Source organism: Pseudomonas sp. LBUM1644, assembly GCF_059716195.1.
Map to the genome: position 1 here is coordinate 2,802,525 of NZ_CP166812.1, position 17,598 is coordinate 2,820,122.

The following is a 17,598-nucleotide window of genomic DNA, read 5'->3' on the forward strand; positions in this document are numbered from 1 at the left end:
GAGCGGGCTTGCTCGCGAAGACGGCCTCAAATACACCAAAGAAATACCTGAAGAAACCATAAGAACCGCCTGAGGAGATCATCATGAACGCTGCTGTAGACGTTCTGCAGTCCACCCATCAGCACATCAACCGCGACCGTTTGTGGCAGTCGCTCATGGAACTGGCCAAACTCGGCGCCACGGTCAAGGGCGGCGTTTGCCGTTTGGCCCTGACCGACCTCGACCGCCAGGCGCGGGATATTTTCGTCCAGTGGTGCGAGGAGGCCGGTTGCACCGTCAGCATCGACGCTGTCGGCAACATCTTCGCCCGTCGCCCCGGTCGCAACCCGAACCTGCCCCCGGTGATGACCGGCAGCCACATCGACACGCAGCCTACGGGCGGCAAATTCGACGGCTGTTTCGGCGTGTTGGCTGGCGTCGAAGTGCTGCGAACCCTCAATGACCTTGGCGTGGAAACCGAAGCACCGCTGGAAGTGGTGGTCTGGACCAACGAAGAGGGCTCGCGCTTCGCCCCGTGCATGATGGGCTCCGGCGTGTTTGCGGAAAAATTCACCCTGGAAGAAACCCTGGCCAAGGTCGATGCGCAAGGTGTCACCGTCGGCGAAGCGCTGAACGCGATTGGCTACGCGGGCCCGCGTACCGTCAGCGGGCATGCGGTGGGCGCCTATTTCGAGGCGCACATCGAACAAGGCCCGATCCTTGAGGACGAACACAAAACCATCGGCGTCGTGATGGGCGCCTTGGGCCAGAAGTGGTTCGATCTCACGCTGCGCGGCGTCGAAGCTCATGCCGGCCCGACCCCGATGCACCTGCGCAAGGACGCCCTGGTCGGCGCATCCATCATCGTTGGTGCCGTCAATCGCGCGGCGCTCGGCCATCAACCTCATGCCTGTGGTACCGTCGGTTGCCTGCAAGCCTATCCTGGCTCGCGCAATGTCATCCCCGGCGAAGTGCGCATGACCCTCGATTTCCGGCATCTGGAACCGGCGCGCCTGGACTCGATGATCGCCGAAGTCCGCGAAGTCATCGATACCACCTGTGAGGAACACGGCCTGACCTTCGAACTCACCCCCACGGCTGACTTCCCGCCGCTGTATTTCGACATGGGCTGCGTCGATGCGGTGCGCAGTGCCGCACAAGGGCTGGGCCTGTCGCACATGGATATCGTCAGTGGCGCGGGCCACGACGCAATCTTCCTGGCCGAACTCGGCCCGGCCGGGATGATCTTCGTGCCGTGCGAAGGCGGCATCAGCCACAATGAAATCGAAAACGCCGCGCCGGATGATCTGGCAGCCGGGTGTGCGGTGTTGTTGCGGGCGATGCTGGCGGCGTCGGCAGCGATTGCCAGCGGCCAACTCGCCGCCTGAAACAATCTCCTGTAGGAGCTGCCGCAGGCTGCGATCTTTTGATCTTGTCTTTTGACGCGGCGCCGAAAATCAAAAGATCGCAGCCTGCGGCAGCTCCTACGAGGTTTAGCACTATCGCATCCCCCTGCGGTCGACATCTTCACAGGCCGGCGCATGCAAGCGCCGGCGCACGTGTGGAGATCCAATGAGCCAGGACGTCCTGACTACCGAAACCAATCGCCGACAGTTGCAGCAGATCATCGCCGGCCTGTCGGATGGTGTGATTCTGCTGGAGCTCGACCAGACGATCCTGTGGGCCAATGATGCGGCGCTGGCCATGCACGGTGTCGGGCAAATCAGCGATCTGGGTACGAATGCCCAGGAGTATGCCGAGCGATTCACCCTGCGCTATCGCAACAATCATCCGGTCCCGGTCGACAATTACCCGATCAACCGGGTCGCGCGGCGTGAGACGTTCAGCGATGTGCTGGTGGAAGTGACGTCGCAGGAAGACGAAGAGCGCAGCTGGGTCCACAGCGTGCGTAGCTTGGTGTTGGCCGACAGCGCTGGTGATCCGGAGTCGCTGGTGCTGATCATGGACGATGTCACTGAGTGGGCCAGCGCCGAACAGCGCTTCGAAAAAACCTTCAATGCCAACCCGGCCCCGGCGGTGATCTGCCGGCTCAGTGATTTGCGCTACATCAAGGTCAATTCCGGTTTTCTGGAAATGACCGGTTATGCCCGTGATCAGGTGATCGGCGCTTCAGCATATGAGCTGGATGTACTCGAAGGGGCCTCAAACAAAGACCTGGCCAAGCAGCGTCTGCGGGAGGGGACAACCATCCCGCAAATGCAGGCCGAACTGCAATTACCCGAAGGCGGAAGCAAGCAGGTCATCGTCGCCGGCCAACCCCTTGAGCTTAATGATGAAGCCTGCATGTTGTTTTCCTTCGTCGACACGGAGCCTCGGCACAAGGCTGAAGTCGCCTTGCGTCAGAGTGAGGAGCGATTTGCCAAGGCCTTTCGCCTGACGCCGGTGCCGATCCTGGTGTGCAGTGCCGTTGATCAAGTGGTCATGGACGTCAACGAAGCGTTCCTCGACACCCTGGCATACCCCAGCGAAGAGGTGCTCGGCAAGACCATCGCCGAGATCGATTTCGTCCACGACAAGGGCGCACGGACCCGGCTGTTTGCGGCGCTGGAAAAAACCGGCAGCCTGGACCGTGTCGATGTCCGCGTGCGCAAGAAAGACACTGAACTGATCGACTGCGCCGTGTCCGCCGACACCGTGAACATTCAGGACAGCCCGTGCTACCTGCTGGTGCTGATGGACATCACCGATCGCAAACGCACTGAGCTGGAGTTGGTAGCGGCGATCGAAGAGGTGATGAAAGACGCTTCCTGGTTCAGCCGTACGCTGATCGAAAAACTCGCCAACGTGAAGAACGTCAATTCGCCTAAGTTACCCAACGTCTCTTTCACTGATCTGACCGCCCGGGAACGTGATGTGTTGGGGCTGATTTGCGAAGGCCTGGCGGACAAGGAGATCGCCGCCCGGCTCAAACTGGCGCCCAACACCGTGCGTAATCATGTATCGACGGTGTATTCAAAGCTCGATGTTCACAGTCGCAGCGAGGCTATTGTGTGGGCGCGGGAACGGGGGTTGTTCTCCGGTGAGTGGCGCCCAAAAGGCCAGCGATAAGGTGCAATTGCACTAGTCGGTGAGGTGCAAATTCGTGTGTTGGTGCCGCACGGCTGTGCCTAGTCTGAAAGGGTGCGAAAGGGGTCTTTGGGCCAGGATCGCAACCTTCGAAACAATGACAGGAACAAGCGGAATGATTTATCTGGCGCAATTGCGTATGCAACTGGAGCGGAGTTTTTCGCCATTGGCGTGTGACTGCAGTGTCACGGGTGATAATTCGTTGACGGTGAAGCTGTATCACCCGGTGTCGGGGCAGGTCGATCTGGTGGTCAGTGGATTGAACGTTTCAACGCTCAGGACGCCGGAAGCGGTGAATGCGCTGATTGAAGAACTGCGCTACGAACTGGAGAGCAATAGCCTGCATCGTCCAGGGGCAATGTCGTGGTAAGTGCCAGGTCTGGATGGCATGAGTGATGTAGTGGGCTAAGACAATACGAGGGTGTTTTTTTCTATTGGGAACTCGTGGACTTTCCGGCGTTGTTTTGTTGTCACACAAATGTGTACATCAATTACCGCGGGTCAACCTATGAACAGTCTTGGGAAACGCGTTTTACCGCTTTTGTCATTCACGTTTTGTGCAGTGATCCTTGGCGGTTGTGCCAGTCCACCGCCACCCCCTCCCGTCGCACCACCCCCCGATCCCGTCCGTACTTGCCAAACCTCTGAAAATACCGATGTGAACGGCGATGCGCGGGCAGATGCGCAGGTGACGCGAACCACGACCCTGACACGCTGCATCACCCAATAAACCCCGTAGGAGCTGCCGCAGGCTGCGATCTTTTGATCTTCTGCTTTTGATCTATGGCGTAGATTGAATCGCTAAGATCAAAAGATCGCAGCCTGCGGCAGCTCCTACAGGGTGTCCATCAACCTGTCAGGATAAGGGTGTGTATCAATGGGTCAGGACAGGAAACCGCCATCCACGTTTAGCGATACGCCGGTGGTGTAGCTGGACGCATCGCTGGCCAGGTACAACACGGCACCCGCCATTTCACTTGGGTCCGCCACACGCTTGAGCGGGATCTGCTGCAGCGCGGTGTTCAAAATGGCCTCGTTCTTCACCAGTGCCGACGCAAATTTGGTGTCGGTCAAGCCTGGCAGCAGGGCGTTGCAGCGAATGCCGAACTGAGCGCATTCCTTGGCGAACACTTTGGTCATGTTGATCACCGCCGCTTTGGTCACCGAGTAGATGCCCTGGAAGATGCCCGGCGAGATGCCATTGATCGACGCGACGTTGATGATGCTGCCACCACCGTTTTCACGCATCAGCTTGCCGGCTTCCACCGACATGAAGAAGTAGCCCCGGATGTTCACGTCAACGGTTTTCTGAAAGGCGCTGAGGTCGGTGTCCAGCACGTTGCAGAATTGCGGGTTGGTCGCAGCGTTATTGACCAGGATGTCCAGGCGTCCGAACTGTTCCTTGATTCCGGCGAAAACCTGGCTGATCTGTTCCATTTCGCCAATGTGACAAGCAACAGCGGTGGCTTTGCCGCCCGCCGCGATGATCGCGTCGGCTACGTGCTGGCAGCCTTCCAGCTTGCGGCTGGAAACAATCACGTGCGCGCCTTGCTGAGCCAGCAATTTGGCGATGGCTTCACCGATGCCACGGCTGGCGCCGGAAACGAAAGCGATTTTGCCGTCGAGGTCAAACAACTGAGTCTTGGACATGGGATTCTCTTATAAAAAGTCTTGTTATTGGGCCGGGGGCGGAATCAGAGGCTGGATTTCTGGATGACCTGCAGGCTCATTTGCTCCAGCAATTTGTTCATGTGAATGAACTGCGCGAAGCGTTTGTCCTGGGTCTGACCATGGAAGAAGCGGTAGTAGATCTGCTGCACGATGCCGGCGAGGCGGAACAGGCCGTAGGTGTAGTAGAAATCGAAATTGTCGATCTGGATGCCTGAGCGTTCAGCGTAGTAATCGACGAACTCGCGGCGAGTCAGCATGCCCGGGGCGTGGCTTGGCTGGCGGCGCATCAATTGCACCGGTGCCGGGTCGCCGGCTTCGATCCAGTAGGCGAGGGTGTTGCCCAGGTCCATCAGCGGGTCGCCAAGCGTGGTCAGTTCCCAGTCGAGCACGCCGATGATCTGCATCGGGTTGTTCGGGTCGAGGATGACGTTGTCGAAGCGATAGTCGTTGTGAACGATGCTCGAGGTCGGGTGATCGGCCGGCATCTTGTCGTTGAGCCAGGCCTTGACCGCTTCCCACTGCGGTGCGTCGGGGGTCAGGGCTTTTTCGTAACGGTCGCTCCAGCCCTTGATCTGCCGGGCCACATAGCCTTCGGGTTTGCCCAGATCGCCCAGCCCATAGGCGTTGTAGTCGACCTGGTGCAACTCGACAAACTTGTCGATGAAGCTCTTGCACAGGGCTTCGGTCTTTGCCGAATCCAGGCCCAATTCCGGAGGCAGTTCAGAGCGCAGGATGATCCCGTTGACCCGTTCCATGACATAGAACTCGGCGCCGATCACCGATTCGTCGGTGCAATGCACGTAGGCTTTCGGGCAATACGGAAAGCCGTCCTTGAGTTGATTGAGGATGCGAAATTCGCGGCCCATGTCATGGGCGGACTTGGCCTTGTGACCAAATGGCGGCCGACGCAGGACGAATTCCTGTTCGGGGTATTCCAGCAAGTAGGTGAGGTTCGACGCACCGCCCGGAAACTGGCTGATCTGCGGCAAACCACTGAGCCCCGGTATATGGGCCTTGAGGTATGGATCGATCAGGCTGGCATCAAGTTCTTCGCCGGTGCGGATACGGGTGGACTGGTCAGTAAGCGCCATGCTTATCCCTTCTGCTTATTTTGGAGGCCTGAGACTATTGGCTAATCTAATGCGCGCACCCGATACCCACAACCTCGAGCAGCCCTTATAGGTGAGCGTGTTGCCTGCCAATCATTGCTTTTGATACACCTGTTTGAATTGCCTTCAGCTGGCAGCGCTGCTCATCGACGGTGGCAATGCAATCGGCGTCAGCACCGGTTGATTGGTGAAAAAGGCCACGAGGTTGCGGCCCACCAATTCCACGGTGCCTTGCGTGGCTTCCGGGGACAATCCGGCGACATGCGGGGTCAGGATGACGTTGGTCAAGCCCTTCAGGGATTCCGACACGTGGGGTTCGGCATCGAAGACATCCAGCGCTGCGCCGGCGATCTTGCGTTGCTCCAGCGCATTGATCAGGTCGGTGGTGACGATCACGCTGGCCCGGGCGATGTTGACGATGAAGCCCTTGGCCCCTAGCGCGTCGAGTACATGGCGGTTGATCAGGTGCCGGGTGCCGAGGCCGCCCGGGGTCGCGACGACCAGGAAGTCTGAGGCGCGTGCCAGCTCGGTGGGGGTCGAGCAGAAGCTGTAGGGCACATCGCTGCGATGCTGGCGGTTGTGGTAGCTGACCGTCATGTCGAAGCCGTTGGAGGCGCGTTTGGCGATGGCCATGCCGACGGCACCGAGACCGAGGATGCCCAGGCGTTTGCCGGCCAGGGAAGGGCGCATGATCTTCGGCCATTCGCCCCGGCGAACGGCGGCGTCTGCGCGCGGGATGTCACGCACCAACGATAGCAACATGGCCATGGCGTGGTCGGCAACTGAAGAAGCATTGACCCCGGCACCGTTGGTGACGGTGATGTTCCGGTCGGCGGCGGCTTGCAAGTCGACGTGTTCGTAACCGGCGCCGATCACGCAAATGATCTTGAGCGCGGGCAGGGCGGCGATTTCATCGGCATACAGGCCCAGGGGCCCGCGGGTCAGGACCGCATCGATTTGCCCGCCGTGCCGTGTAATGGCCTCGGCGCGCTCGGCGGGGGTGGGAGCCAGTATCAGGTGAAAGCCCTGATGTTCGAGGATGGGCAGATATTCATTGATGGTTTCAACCAGTACCAGAACGGTTGCGGGCATGCTGGGCTCCTGTGGGCGTCGGAATGTCGGGGCTCGAACGTCGCATGAGATTGCTGGCTCCGGCGTCGTTTGGCAATGGTCAACACTCGTGTACGTTGTAGCTTAGGCAGATGTACCGCCCGACGTGAGAAAAGTCCGTGCCGCATCGAGAATTTCATCTGACAATGTTTCGCCCCGAGTAGCACGGGCCAATGTCAGCGCACCCACCATCAACGAATAGTTCATCAGCGCTGCTTGCCGATTGGCCTCGGGCTGATCTTCCCCCATCAGCGGTGCCAGCATTTTCAGCAACGCTTCAAGGCCTTGGGTGTAGGTCTGGTGCAAACCACTGTCGGCGGTTTCATGGCACATGTCGCCGGCAAACGCGGTAACCGGGCAACTTTCGCCGGGATTGTCGCGGTTGGCCGCGGACAGGTAAGGCGCGATGATGCGCTCACGGGCGGAACTGCTGTCGTCGGGATCGTCGATTTTCTGTTTCCAGCGCTCCATCGATTGAGTGAACGCCCGCGAGCAAGCCTCTTTCGCCAGCGCTTCCTTGGATTCGAAATGGCCGTAGAAGCCGCCGTGGGTCAGGCCCGCAGCACCCATCACATCGACGACGCTGATGCCATGCAGGCCGCGTTCGCGAAACAGGCGTGTGGCGGCCTCGACGATGATCTCGCGGTTGAGTTCGGCTTGTTTACGGGAGACTCTCGGCATGGCGGCTCACAGGTATGAAGGATGCATAGATGATTGGCATCATAGGGAAATGTGGTGCAGGTGTCAGGTTGTCACCTTCACGGAAGCCGAAGGCCCTGCAGCGAGATTCTTCTTGCCGGATTGCAGGGCATAGACGCCGTTCGGGCCCAGCGCGATGTGCGTGATGCCATGCATGTCAGTAATCAATGAAATGAGCACGATTTAACCTGCGAATTGGCCGATGCCATTGCCAAACGACCAGTTCTCGCGCTTGACCTCCACCAGGCTGATGAAGACATCTTCCACGCGCACGGCCAGTTCCGCGTTGAGGCTTTCGGCGATGGTTTTGTAGAGCAGCTTTTTCTGCTCGGTGGTCCGACCTTCCATCAGCGTGATCTGGATGATCACCAGGTTATCCGTGCGGTTGATACCCATGAAGGTCGGGTCATAAATGAAGTGATGTTCGTCGTGTTCGGCGAGGATCTGGAAGTTATCGTTCTCGGGAACCCCAATGGTGGTGTGCATCGCAGCGTAGATCAGTTTGCCAATACGCTTGGCGAAGGTGGGGTCCTGGTTGTTTTTGATGTCGACGCGAACGAGTGGCATAAGTATCTCCGCCTGTCAGGGCTGCCGGTCAGCAGGTAGGATTTAAAATACATGACGCTAAACCTTTATTAAATAGATTCTTTGAAACATCTATTAATAAAAACATCTGGAAATCTGATTCGCACCACCACTCCTCAGCTAAGTCTTTGCTTCTGTTCACTAATCCCGGACAATCGCGCCCCTGTTTCGGACAGGGCGCTGCCTGTCGGATTTTTCCGACTCGCCCTGGCCGGGTAGCAAGTGACCGGAATGCGGAGATCCCACCGGATGAATGATCAGGCCAATAGCGTCGAAAAACGCTATGTAACGGCGACACCAGCGACTCTTTCGAGCTGGAATCGCCATGACACCACGTGGATGCTGGGCCTGTTTGGCACAGCCATCGGCGCCGGCACCCTGTTTTTGCCGATCAACGCAGGCCTGGGCGGTTTCTGGCCGTTACTGGTCCTGGCCGTGTTGGCCTTCCCCATGACTTTTTACGCACACCGTGGCCTGACCCGCTTCGTGTTGTCCGGACGCGAAGGCGCCGACATCACCGAAGTGGTAGAAGAGCATTTCGGGATCAAGGCCGGCGCGCTGATTACCTTGCTGTACTTCTTCGCGATCTTCCCGATCCTGTTGATCTATAGCGTGGCCCTGACCAACACAGTGGGCAGCTTCCTCGAACATCAACTGCACATCACGCCGCCACCGCGCGCCGTGTTGTCGTTGGTGCTGATCCTCGGCCTGCTGGCCGTGGTGCGTTGCGGTGAGCAAGCGATCGTCAAGGCCATGAGCCTGATGGTCTATCCGTTCATCGTGGCGTTGCTGTTCCTGGCGGTGTTTCTGATTCCTCACTGGAGCGGCGGCATCCTGGCCACCGCATCGACCCTGCCTGAACCGTCGGCATTGCTGCACACCTTGTGGCTGGCGATTCCGGTCATGGTGTTCTCGTTCAACCACTCGCCGATCATCTCGGCGTTTGCGGTGGACCAGAAGCGTCGCTATGGCGATCACGCCGAAGAGCGCAGCTCGCAGATCCTGTCCCGCGCCCACGCGTTGATGGTGGTGATGGTGCTGTTCTTCGTCTTCAGCTGCGTGCTGACGCTGTCGCCGGCGCAACTGGCGGAAGCCAAGGCGCAGAACCTGTCGATCCTGTCCTATCTGGCCAACCACTTCAGCAACCCGACCATCGCCTTCGCGGCGCCATTGATTGCATTCGTGGCCATTTCCAAGTCCTTCCTGGGCCATTACATCGGCGCCAGTGAAGGCTTCAAGGGCCTGGTCGCGAAAAGCGGCAAGCGCCCGGCGCCGAAAACCCTGGACCGCATGACGGCCGCGTTCATGCTGGTGGTGTGCTGGATTGTCGCCACCCTGAACCCGAGCATTCTCGGCATGATCGAAACCCTCGGTGGCCCGATCATCGCGGCAATCCTGTTCCTGATGCCGATGTACGCGATCCGTAAGGTTCCGGCGATGGCGCGTTATCGTGGTCAGGCTTCCAACGTGTTCGTGACGGCCGTGGGCCTGGTGGCAATCTCGGCGTTGATTTATTCGCTGACGGCCTAGAAAGCAAGATCAAAAGATCGCAGCCTGCGGCAGCTCCTACAGAGGTTACATACACCTGTAGGACTGCCGAAGGCTGCGATCTTTTGGGGCACAAAACCGCCCCGCACCTGACCCCAATCAGACATCCCCCCGGATTAGCGACTACCCTAGAGACTGCAAAGAAAAGCGCGTCATAGAGCGTTTGCCGCAGGTTTTCCCCTTTCTCTGGAGACGCTTCATGGCGCATGCCCAAGGCGTATCGACGCAATCCCGTGCCGATCCGCCTAGCCGTTGGCTGGACGTGTTGGCCGGGTTGTCGATTGCCGGTTTGTTGTTACCCGAGGCGGTCGCCTATTCAAGCATCGCCGCGTTAGCGCCACAGGCGGGCGTCATTGCCTTGTTTGCCGGTTTGTTGTGTTACGGGCTATTCGGCACCAGTCGGTTTGCCATCGTTTCCGCCACCTCGTCTTCGGCAGCCGTCCTGGCTGCGGCCACGGCAACACTGGCCAATGGTGATTCAGGCTTGCGCATGACCCTCGCCATCGGCCTGGTGCTGGTCACCGGAGGATTTTTCCTGCTCGCCGGTCTGCTCAAATTGGGCAGTGTGACTTCGTTCATTGCCAAGCCGGTGTTGCGTGGCTTTGCCTTGGGCCTGGCCGTGACCATCATCCTCAAACAGATCGCGAGCGCGGTCGATGTGCACCTGGACGGCGCCAACCTGATCCGTTACTTGCCACAACTGCTGGAGCAGTTACCTCAATGGAATCCGGTCGGGGCGCTGGTGGCAGCCGTGTCATTGCTGGTGCTGTGGTTGTGCACGCGGGTCCGCCGCCTGCCGGGAGGTTTGCTGGTGGTGGCGCTCGGTATTGCGGCCGGTCAATGGCTGGACCTGCCGTCGTATGGGGTCAAGCTGATCGGCGTCATCGACTTGAATCTTGAGGTGCCGCGTCTGCCGGTGCTGCCTTTCACTGATTGGTTGCGCCTTGGGGAACTGGCGTTTGCCATGGTGATGATTCTGTATGCCGAATCTTTTGGGTCGATCAGCTCCTTTGCGCTGAAGCATGGCGACCGGGTGTCCTCGAACCGCGACCTGTTGGCCCTCGGCGCAGCCAATCTGCTGTCAGGCCTGTTCCACGGAATGCCTGCGGGCGCCGGCTATTCCGCAACTTCGGCCAATGAGGCGGCGGGTGCCGGTTCGCGTCTGGCCGGTGCGGTAGCGGCGGGGGTGGTCTTGCTGATCGTATTGACGGTGCTGCCCTACATTGCACTGACCCCCGAGCCGGTACTGGCCGCGATCGTCATTCATGCACTGGCTCGTGGCCTGAGCCTGCAACCGTTGGGCCGCTACTTCATCTGGCGTCGAGACCGATTGCTGGTGATTTGCGCGGTGGCCGCCGTGCTGGTGCTGGGTGTGCTGGACGGCTTGCTGGTGGCGGTGGCGATCAGCGTGGTGCTGATGCTCAAACAGATGTCTTCGGCGGATATTCAAGTGCTGGGGCAAATCGGTAGCGGTCATGATTTTGTTGATCTGCAGCGGCATCCGGATGCCAGGGAGATTCCTGGTGTGCTGATCGTCCGGCCGAGTGAGGCGTTGTTTTTCGCCAATGTGGAGCGCATTCTGGGCGGTGCCTTGCGCCTGGCGCGGCATGCGTCGCCACCCATACATACGATTATTCTCAGTCTCGAAGAGTCGCCAGATCTCGACGGCACGAGTATCGAAGCGCTGGAAACGTTCTTCTTGCAGGTGCGGGCCGAGGACAAACTGCTGATTCTGGCGCGGCTCAAGCATGAGGCTAAAGCGGTGCTGACGAAGTTGCCGGCGCTGGAACTCAAACAGGTAATTCTCAGCGGCCTGAGCGTTGACGCTGCGGTACAACAAGCCCTCAAGCCGAACACATAACCCTGTGGGAGCGGGCTTGCTCGCGAAAGCGGTGTATCAGTCAACCTCTGTATCGACTGACACACCGCTTTCGCGAGCAAGCCCGCTCCCACATTGGATCTTCTTGCGGGCATAAAAAACGCCGCTCATCTCACGATGGGCGGCGTTTTTTATTGCGTTGCAGCGTTAGGCTTGAACGACCGGAATGTTGGCGTTCGCAGCAGCTTCACGGAACTCGGCGATCTGGTCGAAGGACAGGTAGCGGTAAACATCGGCCGCCATGCTGTCGATCTTGCCAGCGTATTCCATGTACTCCTCGACGGTCGGCAGGCGACCCAGGATCGAAGCAACAGACGCCAACTCAGCCGAAGCCAGGTAGACGTTCGCGCCGTCGCCCAGACGGTTCGGGAAGTTACGGGTCGACGTCGACACAACAGTCGAGTTCGGCTCTACACGTGCCTGGTTACCCATGCACAGCGAGCAGCCCGGCATTTCCATGCGTGCGCCGGCCTTGCCGTAGATGCCGTAGTAGCCTTCTTCAGTCAGCTGGTGAGCATCCATTTTGGTCGGCGGCGACAGCCACAGACGGGTTGGAAGCTGACCTTTGACTTGATCCAGCAGTTTACCGGCAGCGCGGAAGTGACCGATGTTGGTCATGCACGAACCGATGAACACTTCGTCGATCTTCTCGCCAGCAACGCTGGACAGCAGACGGGCGTCGTCCGGATCGTTTGGCGCGCAGAGCACAGGCTCTTTGATGTCGGCCAGGTCGATTTCGATGATTTCAGCGTATTCGGCATCAGCATCGGCAACCATCAGCTCAGGGTTGGCAACCCAGGCTTCCATCGCTTGAGCACGACGTTCCAGGGTACGCGCATCGCCGTAGCCTTCGCCGATCATCCAGCGCAGCAGGGTGATGTTGGAGTTCAGGTACTCGGTGATCGACTCTTTCGACAGCTTGATGGTGCAACCGGCAGCCGAACGTTCGGCCGAGGCGTCGGACAGCTCGAAAGCTTGCTCGATGCTCAGGTCGTCCAGGCCTTCGATTTCCAGGATGCGGCCGGAGAAGGCGTTCTTCTTGCCTTTCTTCTCGACGGTCAGCAGGCCAGCCTGGATCGCGAAGTAAGGAATGGCATGAACCAGGTCACGCAGGGTGACGCCCGGTTGCATTTTGCCTTTGAAGCGCACCAGGATCGATTCCGGCATGTCCAGCGGCATAACGCCAGTGGCCGCAGCGAACGCAACCAGACCGGAACCGGCCGGGAACGAAATGCCCATCGGGAAACGGGTGTGCGAGTCACCACCGGTACCGACAGTGTCCGGCAGCAGCATGCGGTTCAGCCAGCTGTGGATGATGCCGTCGCCCGGACGCAGGGAAACGCCGCCGCGGGTCATGATGAAGTCTGGCAGGGTGTGGTGGGTAGTCACGTCGATCGGCTTAGGGTAAGCCGCGGTGTGGCAGAAGGACTGCATCACCAGATCGGTCGAGAAGCCCAGGCACGCCAGGTCTTTCAGTTCGTCACGGGTCATGGGACCGGTGGTGTCCTGAGAGCCGACGGTGGTCATTTTCGGTTCGCAGTAGGTGCCAGGACGAACGCCTTTGCCTTCTGGCAGACCGCACGCCTTGCCGACCATTTTCTGTGCCAGGGTGAAACCCTTGCCAGTGTCGACAGGTGCTTCAGGCAGTTTGAACAGATCGGTAGGGCCCAGGCCCAGTTCGGCGCGAGCCTTTTCGGTCAGGCCGCGACCGATGATCAGCGGGATACGGCCGCCAGCACGAACTTCGTCCAACAGCACCGGGGTCTTCATTTCGAAGGTGGTCAGGACTTCGTCGGTGCCGTGTTTGCAGACTTTGCCAGCATGCGGGTACAGGTCGATCACGTCGCCCATGTTCATGTTGGTCACGTCGAATTCGATTGGCAGTGCGCCGGCATCTTCCATGGTGTTGTAGAAGATTGGAGCGATTTTGCTGCCGAAGCAGAAACCGCCAGCACGCTTGTTCGGCACGAAAGGAACGTCGTCGCCGAAGAACCACAGCACCGAGTTGGTGGCGGATTTACGCGAAGAACCGGTACCGACCACGTCGCCAACGTAGGCGATCGGGAAGCCTTGACCGCGCATTTCTTCGATCTGCTTCATCGGGCCCGTGACGCCCTGGGCGTCAGGCACGATGCCTTCACGGGCCATTTTCAGCATGGCGAGGGCGTGCAGCGGGATATCCGGGCGGGACCAGGCATCCGGGGCAGGGGACAGGTCGTCGGTGTTGGTTTCGCCGGTGACCTTGAATACGCGCAGGCTGATCTTGTCGGCCAGGGTCGGGCGGTTCTTGAACCACTCGCCGTCAGCCCAGGATTGCAGCACGCCTTTGGCGTGAACGTTGCCGTTCTTGGCTTTTTCAGCGACGTCGTGGAAAGCGTCGAACATCAGCAGGGTGTGCTTGAGTTCTTCAGCGGCGACTGGCGCCAGTTCGGCGTCGTCCAGCAGGTTGACCAGCGTGACGATGTTGTAGCCGCCCTGCATGGTGCCGAGCAGTTCAACCGCGCGTTTCTTGTCGATCAGAGGGGATTTGGCTTCGCCTTTGGCGAGGGCGGACAGGAAACCGGCCTTTACATAGGCTGCTTCGTCCACACCTGGCGGAATGCGATTGGTGATCAGGTCAACGAGGAAAGCTTCTTCGCCAGCCGGGGGATTTTTCAGCAGCTCAACCAGGCCTGCAGTTTGTTCGGCGTTAAGCGGCTGGGGAACGATACCCAGTGCTGCGCGCTCTTCGATATGTTTGCGGTAGGCTTCAAGCACAGTTATTACCCTCATCAGTGGTCCCAAATGGGTGTCCGGGACGCTCATCCCGAAATTGCCGTACTCATGCGCTGCATGGCGTTGTGAGCCACTTAGCCAGAATTACCGACAATTCCTTACAGAAGCTGCTTTCAAAGTTTTACGCCTGCAGAACGGGAGCTGATGAGGGTTGGCGTTGGGCTTTTCCCCGCTGGAAAAACCCTTCGCCAACACCGCTCTGAAGGAACGACTGTGCTCGTGACGCTTTGAAAACAGCTTCAAACGGACATTGGCGCCTTAAAAGGCTGGCTGATTCTACGGCAAAAAAAAATTAAAGGTAAGTTAGGCCTTTAACTTTGAGGGGTGATGAATGTTAGACAAAGGGCTAACATGCCGACCTGTTCTGTTTTCCCGTGTTTTGCCTACCTATGCCCAATCAGACCATCAAGACCCCCTGCGTCGGCCTTTGTTCCACTGTTTACGGTGACCTGGTCTGCCGTGGCTGCAAGCGTTTCCACCATGAAGTGATCAACTGGAATGGTTACAACGAGGAAGAAAAACGGGCGGTGTGGCTGCGTCTGGAGCAGCTGTTATCGCAGGTGATGGCCAGCAAGCTGGAAGTTTTCGATCCGCAACGCCTGCGCCTGCAACTGGAGCAACGCAAAATTCGTTTTGTGCCGCATCAGTCGGAATATTGCTGGGCGTACCAGTTGATCGCACGGGGTGCGCGGGTGATCAACAATCTGGAAGCCTACGGAATGGTGCTGATGCCGGAGTTTCGCGACTGGAACCTGCCGGAATTGCGCGATGCCATTGATCGGGAGTTTTTCCTGCTGTCAGAGGCGCATTACCAGCGTTATATCGCACCGGGTTTCCTCAAGGACGCGTTTGGCGCCTGAAAAGATCGCAGCCTTCGGCAGCTCCTACAGGGTACGCATTCCAACTGTAGGAGCTGCCGCAGGCTGCGATCTTTTGATCTGCGCTCTAATGCCGGGTCACGACTTCCTCAAGATGATCCATGATTTCATCCGGTTTCAACACCAGCACATCGCTCTCCACCGAATCCAGCACTACCTCCGCCGTATTACCGATCAAAGCCCCCGATAACCCGCTGCGCGCTACCGTGCCAATCACGATCAGCGCCGCCTGAAGTTTGTGCACCATGAACGGGATCAGCACATCCGCCGGGCCTTCCGCGATATGCAGGTGCGTGTCGTCAATGTCGAACTCGGCCTGGAATGCCTTGCACTGCTCGCGATAACGGGCCTCGATGGTTTCACTGAGCTGCAGCGTCGGGTCGGCCGACGACAGCATCGGCGACGGATGCGCGCTGATCACATGCAACTGAGCCTTGGCCAGGCTGGCGATGTCGTAGCCGTGATCAATGATGGTGTCGTGCAAGTGGCGGTGTTCGCCATCGGTATTGCCAACGTCGATGGCCGCCAGAATCACTTTGTCCTTCCAGGAACCAGCGGTTTTTACCAACAGGACCGGCGTCGGGCAGGTGCGCAGCAGTTTCCAGTCTTCCGGGGTCAGCAGGGCCTTCTTCAGCGGGCTGTCGGGGAAATGCTGTTTGACCACCAACCCGCAGCCTTCCGCTTGCTGCACATCAACAATGGTTTCATGCAGGCTTTCATTCCACGCCTGTTCAGTAGTGACGCTGTAGCCGTCCTCCAGCAGTGCGGCCTTGAGGTCGCGCAGGTGATCGGCGTGATCATGCTTTTTGTCGCAAACCAGCAGGTGCAAATGCGCCTGGGTCACCCCGGCAATCAATTTGGCGCGTCTCAAGGCCAGGCTTTCATCCGGCGAGGGTTCGATGACCACCAGAATGCTGCGAATGGCTTGCATGGTCGGGATCTCCAGGAAGTAAAAAATACTGCGTGGGACAACTATAGTTGCTGGTCGCCAACCGGGTACTTGATACATATCAACGGCGGCGACTGGTGGTCTGCCGGCAGGCCGGTATAATCGGCGCCCTTCGTTTTGAACCCTTTATCCGTGAGCCCCATGATCCTTCCCGAAATTCACGAGTTCCTCGGCTGCCGTACTCCAGACGGCTGGGTCCAGGCCGCGCTGGCTGATCAGGACACCCTGCTGATCGACCACAAGAACTGCGAATTCAAGGCCGCCAGCACGGCGTTGAGCCTGATCGCCAAGTACCACTCGCACGTCGATTTGATCAACCTGATGTCGCGCCTGGCCCGGGAAGAGCTGGTGCATCACGAGCAGGTCATGCGCCTGATGAAAAAACGCAAGATCGAGTTGCGTCAGCTGTCCGCCGGGCGATACGCCTCGGGCCTGCGCAAGGTGGTGCGCAGTCACGAGCCGGTAAAACTGGTGGATACGCTGGTGGTCGGCGCTTTCATCGAAGCCCGCAGCTGCGAGCGTTTCGAAGCGCTGGTGCCGCATCTGGACGAAGAACTGGGCAAGTTCTACTTTGGCCTGCTGAAAAGTGAGGCCCGGCATTTTCAGGGGTACCTGAAACTGGCCTACCAGTACGGGGACGCCAAGGACATCGCGCAAGTGATCGACAGGGTTCGTGCTGCCGAGCAGGAGTTGATTGAATCGCCGGACGTGGAATTCCGCTTCCACAGCGGTGTGCCGGCTGCGGCATAAGATCAAAAGATCGCAGCCTGCGGCATTCCCATGTAGGAGCTGCCGAAGGCTGCGATCTTTGCTTCTAAAAGCTCAAACCCAAGCGTTCATGCCATTCGGCAATGGACTCTTCAGGATAGACGTCGAACTGTTTATCACCCGGCTGCACCTCTGCCTCCACCCAGCGAGCCTTGGAACCAAGCAACAAGTGCGTGTGTTCCGGTGGCACCGGCAACGGGGTGTCGATGGCCGACGCAAACGGGTGAATCAGCTCCGGCCATTCCGGGCTGAACAGCCATAAACCCGAGCCACACACCGAGCAGAAATGTCGCTCGGCCGTGCTGCGGTGGGCGCGGATATCGCCTTCATCCTTGAGTAGTGCATGGTAAATCGCGATGTGCTTGCGCCCTCGCACTTTCAGGCTGTTGGCATCCCCCGCGATATTGATCGCATAACCACCACCGCCCTGGGTCTTGCGACAAATTGAGCAATAGCAGCGCTGATACGGGTAGGGGTGGGCGCTGGACAAACTGAACGACACCACGCCGCAATGGCAGGAGCCTTCTAGCTGCATGGGAACCTCCGAGGAGTCTTGGGCCT

General features: G+C 58.8%; 16 protein-coding genes. 7 read left to right on the forward strand and 9 right to left on the reverse strand.

Annotated features, from left to right (window positions below):
- Window positions 1–83: 83 nt before the first annotated feature.
- From ACA052_RS12680 to ACA052_RS12690, 3 genes are all read left to right on the forward strand, one after another.
- Complete coding sequence (locus ACA052_RS12680) at window positions 84–1,367, forward strand: Zn-dependent hydrolase (protein WP_497649978.1); 1,284 nt, start codon at window positions 84–86, stop codon at window positions 1,365–1,367.
- Between the two features lie 184 nt (window positions 1,368–1,551).
- Window positions 1,552–3,048 (forward strand): helix-turn-helix transcriptional regulator, encoded by a 1,497-nt coding sequence (locus tag ACA052_RS12685; protein WP_497649979.1) that lies wholly within the window; start codon window positions 1,552–1,554, stop codon window positions 3,046–3,048.
- Window positions 3,049–3,181: 133 nt separating this feature from the next.
- Window positions 3,182–3,436, forward strand: coding sequence for a DUF1652 domain-containing protein (locus ACA052_RS12690; protein ID WP_497649980.1), 255 nt, complete (start codon window positions 3,182–3,184; stop codon window positions 3,434–3,436).
- Window positions 3,437–3,948: 512 nt separating this feature from the next.
- Here the strand turns inward: ACA052_RS12690 and ACA052_RS12695 are convergent.
- From ACA052_RS12695 to ACA052_RS12720, 6 genes are all read right to left on the reverse strand, one after another.
- Window positions 3,949–4,716 (reverse strand): SDR family oxidoreductase, encoded by a 768-nt coding sequence (locus ACA052_RS12695; protein ID WP_462050905.1) that lies wholly within the window; start codon window positions 4,714–4,716, stop codon window positions 3,949–3,951.
- Between the two features lie 44 nt (window positions 4,717–4,760).
- Window positions 4,761–5,828 (reverse strand): phosphotransferase family protein, encoded by a 1,068-nt coding sequence (locus ACA052_RS12700; RefSeq protein ID WP_497649981.1) that lies wholly within the window; start codon window positions 5,826–5,828, stop codon window positions 4,761–4,763.
- 144 nt (window positions 5,829–5,972) lie between these two features.
- Entirely contained in the window at window positions 5,973–6,938 is a 966-nt protein-coding gene (locus ACA052_RS12705; RefSeq protein WP_497649982.1) for a 2-hydroxyacid dehydrogenase, read from the reverse strand.
- Window positions 6,939–7,040: 102 nt separating this feature from the next.
- A complete protein-coding gene (locus ACA052_RS12710) occupies window positions 7,041–7,637 on the reverse strand; it encodes a TetR/AcrR family transcriptional regulator (protein ID WP_497649983.1) in 597 nt (198 codons plus the stop codon).
- Window positions 7,638–7,700: 63 nt separating this feature from the next.
- Window positions 7,701–7,835, reverse strand: a complete 135-nt coding sequence (locus ACA052_RS12715; protein WP_497649984.1) for a hypothetical protein — start codon at window positions 7,833–7,835, stop codon at window positions 7,701–7,703.
- Between the two features lie 3 nt (window positions 7,836–7,838).
- On the reverse strand, window positions 7,839–8,222 hold the full coding sequence (locus tag ACA052_RS12720) for a tautomerase family protein (protein ID WP_497649985.1): 384 nt from the start codon (window positions 8,220–8,222) through the stop codon (window positions 7,839–7,841).
- 267 nt (window positions 8,223–8,489) lie between these two features.
- On the opposite strand from ACA052_RS12720, the gene ACA052_RS12725 reads away from it, so the two are divergent.
- Together ACA052_RS12725 and ACA052_RS12730 are read left to right on the forward strand one after the other, a co-directional pair.
- Window positions 8,490–9,770, forward strand: a complete 1,281-nt coding sequence (locus tag ACA052_RS12725) for a serine/threonine transporter (RefSeq protein WP_497649986.1) — start codon at window positions 8,490–8,492, stop codon at window positions 9,768–9,770.
- Window positions 9,771–9,987: 217 nt separating this feature from the next.
- Window positions 9,988–11,649: a SulP family inorganic anion transporter gene (locus ACA052_RS12730; RefSeq protein WP_497649987.1), complete on the forward strand. Its 1,662-nt coding sequence runs from the start codon at window positions 9,988–9,990 to the stop codon at window positions 11,647–11,649.
- A 165-nt stretch (window positions 11,650–11,814) separates the two neighbouring features.
- Here the strand turns inward: ACA052_RS12730 and acnB are convergent, their stop codons facing one another.
- On the reverse strand, window positions 11,815–14,424 hold the full coding sequence (acnB, locus tag ACA052_RS12735; protein ID WP_497650315.1) for a bifunctional aconitate hydratase 2/2-methylisocitrate dehydratase: 2,610 nt from the start codon (window positions 14,422–14,424) through the stop codon (window positions 11,815–11,817).
- Window positions 14,425–14,831: 407 nt separating this feature from the next.
- Between acnB and ACA052_RS12740 the strand changes: the two genes are divergently transcribed.
- Window positions 14,832–15,302, forward strand: a complete 471-nt coding sequence (locus tag ACA052_RS12740) for a DUF1289 domain-containing protein (RefSeq protein WP_027923350.1) — start codon at window positions 14,832–14,834, stop codon at window positions 15,300–15,302.
- 85 nt (window positions 15,303–15,387) lie between these two features.
- Here ACA052_RS12740 and uspL read toward each other — a convergent pair whose 3' ends face one another.
- The gene (uspL, locus tag ACA052_RS12745) at window positions 15,388–16,251 is read right to left on the reverse strand and encodes a universal stress protein UspL (protein WP_497649988.1); all 864 of its coding nucleotides are present in this window, start codon (window positions 16,249–16,251) and stop codon (window positions 15,388–15,390) included.
- Between the two features lie 159 nt (window positions 16,252–16,410).
- On the opposite strand from uspL, the gene ACA052_RS12750 reads away from it, so the two are divergent.
- Window positions 16,411–17,019 (forward strand): MiaE family protein, encoded by a 609-nt coding sequence (locus ACA052_RS12750; protein ID WP_150710675.1) that lies wholly within the window; start codon window positions 16,411–16,413, stop codon window positions 17,017–17,019.
- Between the two features lie 64 nt (window positions 17,020–17,083).
- Here ACA052_RS12750 and ACA052_RS12755 read toward each other — a convergent pair whose 3' ends face one another.
- On the reverse strand, window positions 17,084–17,572 hold the full coding sequence (locus tag ACA052_RS12755) for a GFA family protein (protein WP_497649989.1): 489 nt from the start codon (window positions 17,570–17,572) through the stop codon (window positions 17,084–17,086).
- Between the last annotated feature and the right edge of the window lie 26 nt (window positions 17,573–17,598).

Bases quoted from the DNA above. Each gene is read 5' to 3' on its own strand.
- ACA052_RS12720 (WP_497649985.1), bottom strand. From the start codon at position 8,222: ATGCCACTCGTTCGCGTCGACATCAAAAACAACCAGGACCCCACCTTC.
- ACA052_RS12690 (WP_497649980.1), top strand. From the start codon at position 3,182: ATGATTTATCTGGCGCAATTGCGTATGCAACTGGAGCGGAGTTTTTCG.
- ACA052_RS12730 (WP_497649987.1), top strand. From the start codon at position 9,988: ATGGCGCATGCCCAAGGCGTATCGACGCAATCCCGTGCCGATCCGCCT.
- ACA052_RS12695 (WP_462050905.1), bottom strand. From the start codon at position 4,716: ATGTCCAAGACTCAGTTGTTTGACCTCGACGGCAAAATCGCTTTCGTT.
- ACA052_RS12705 (WP_497649982.1), bottom strand. From the start codon at position 6,938: ATGCCCGCAACCGTTCTGGTACTGGTTGAAACCATCAATGAATATCTG.
- ACA052_RS12725 (WP_497649986.1), top strand. From the start codon at position 8,490: ATGAATGATCAGGCCAATAGCGTCGAAAAACGCTATGTAACGGCGACA.
- ACA052_RS12685 (WP_497649979.1), top strand. From the start codon at position 1,552: ATGAGCCAGGACGTCCTGACTACCGAAACCAATCGCCGACAGTTGCAG.
- ACA052_RS12755 (WP_497649989.1), bottom strand. From the start codon at position 17,572: ATGCAGCTAGAAGGCTCCTGCCATTGCGGCGTGGTGTCGTTCAGTTTG.
- ACA052_RS12680 (WP_497649978.1), top strand. From the start codon at position 84: ATGAACGCTGCTGTAGACGTTCTGCAGTCCACCCATCAGCACATCAAC.
- uspL (WP_497649988.1), bottom strand. From the start codon at position 16,251: ATGCAAGCCATTCGCAGCATTCTGGTGGTCATCGAACCCTCGCCGGAT.
- ACA052_RS12740 (WP_027923350.1), top strand. From the start codon at position 14,832: ATGCCCAATCAGACCATCAAGACCCCCTGCGTCGGCCTTTGTTCCACT.
- ACA052_RS12700 (WP_497649981.1), bottom strand. From the start codon at position 5,828: ATGGCGCTTACTGACCAGTCCACCCGTATCCGCACCGGCGAAGAACTT.
- ACA052_RS12710 (WP_497649983.1), bottom strand. From the start codon at position 7,637: ATGCCGAGAGTCTCCCGTAAACAAGCCGAACTCAACCGCGAGATCATC.
- ACA052_RS12750 (WP_150710675.1), top strand. From the start codon at position 16,411: ATGATCCTTCCCGAAATTCACGAGTTCCTCGGCTGCCGTACTCCAGAC.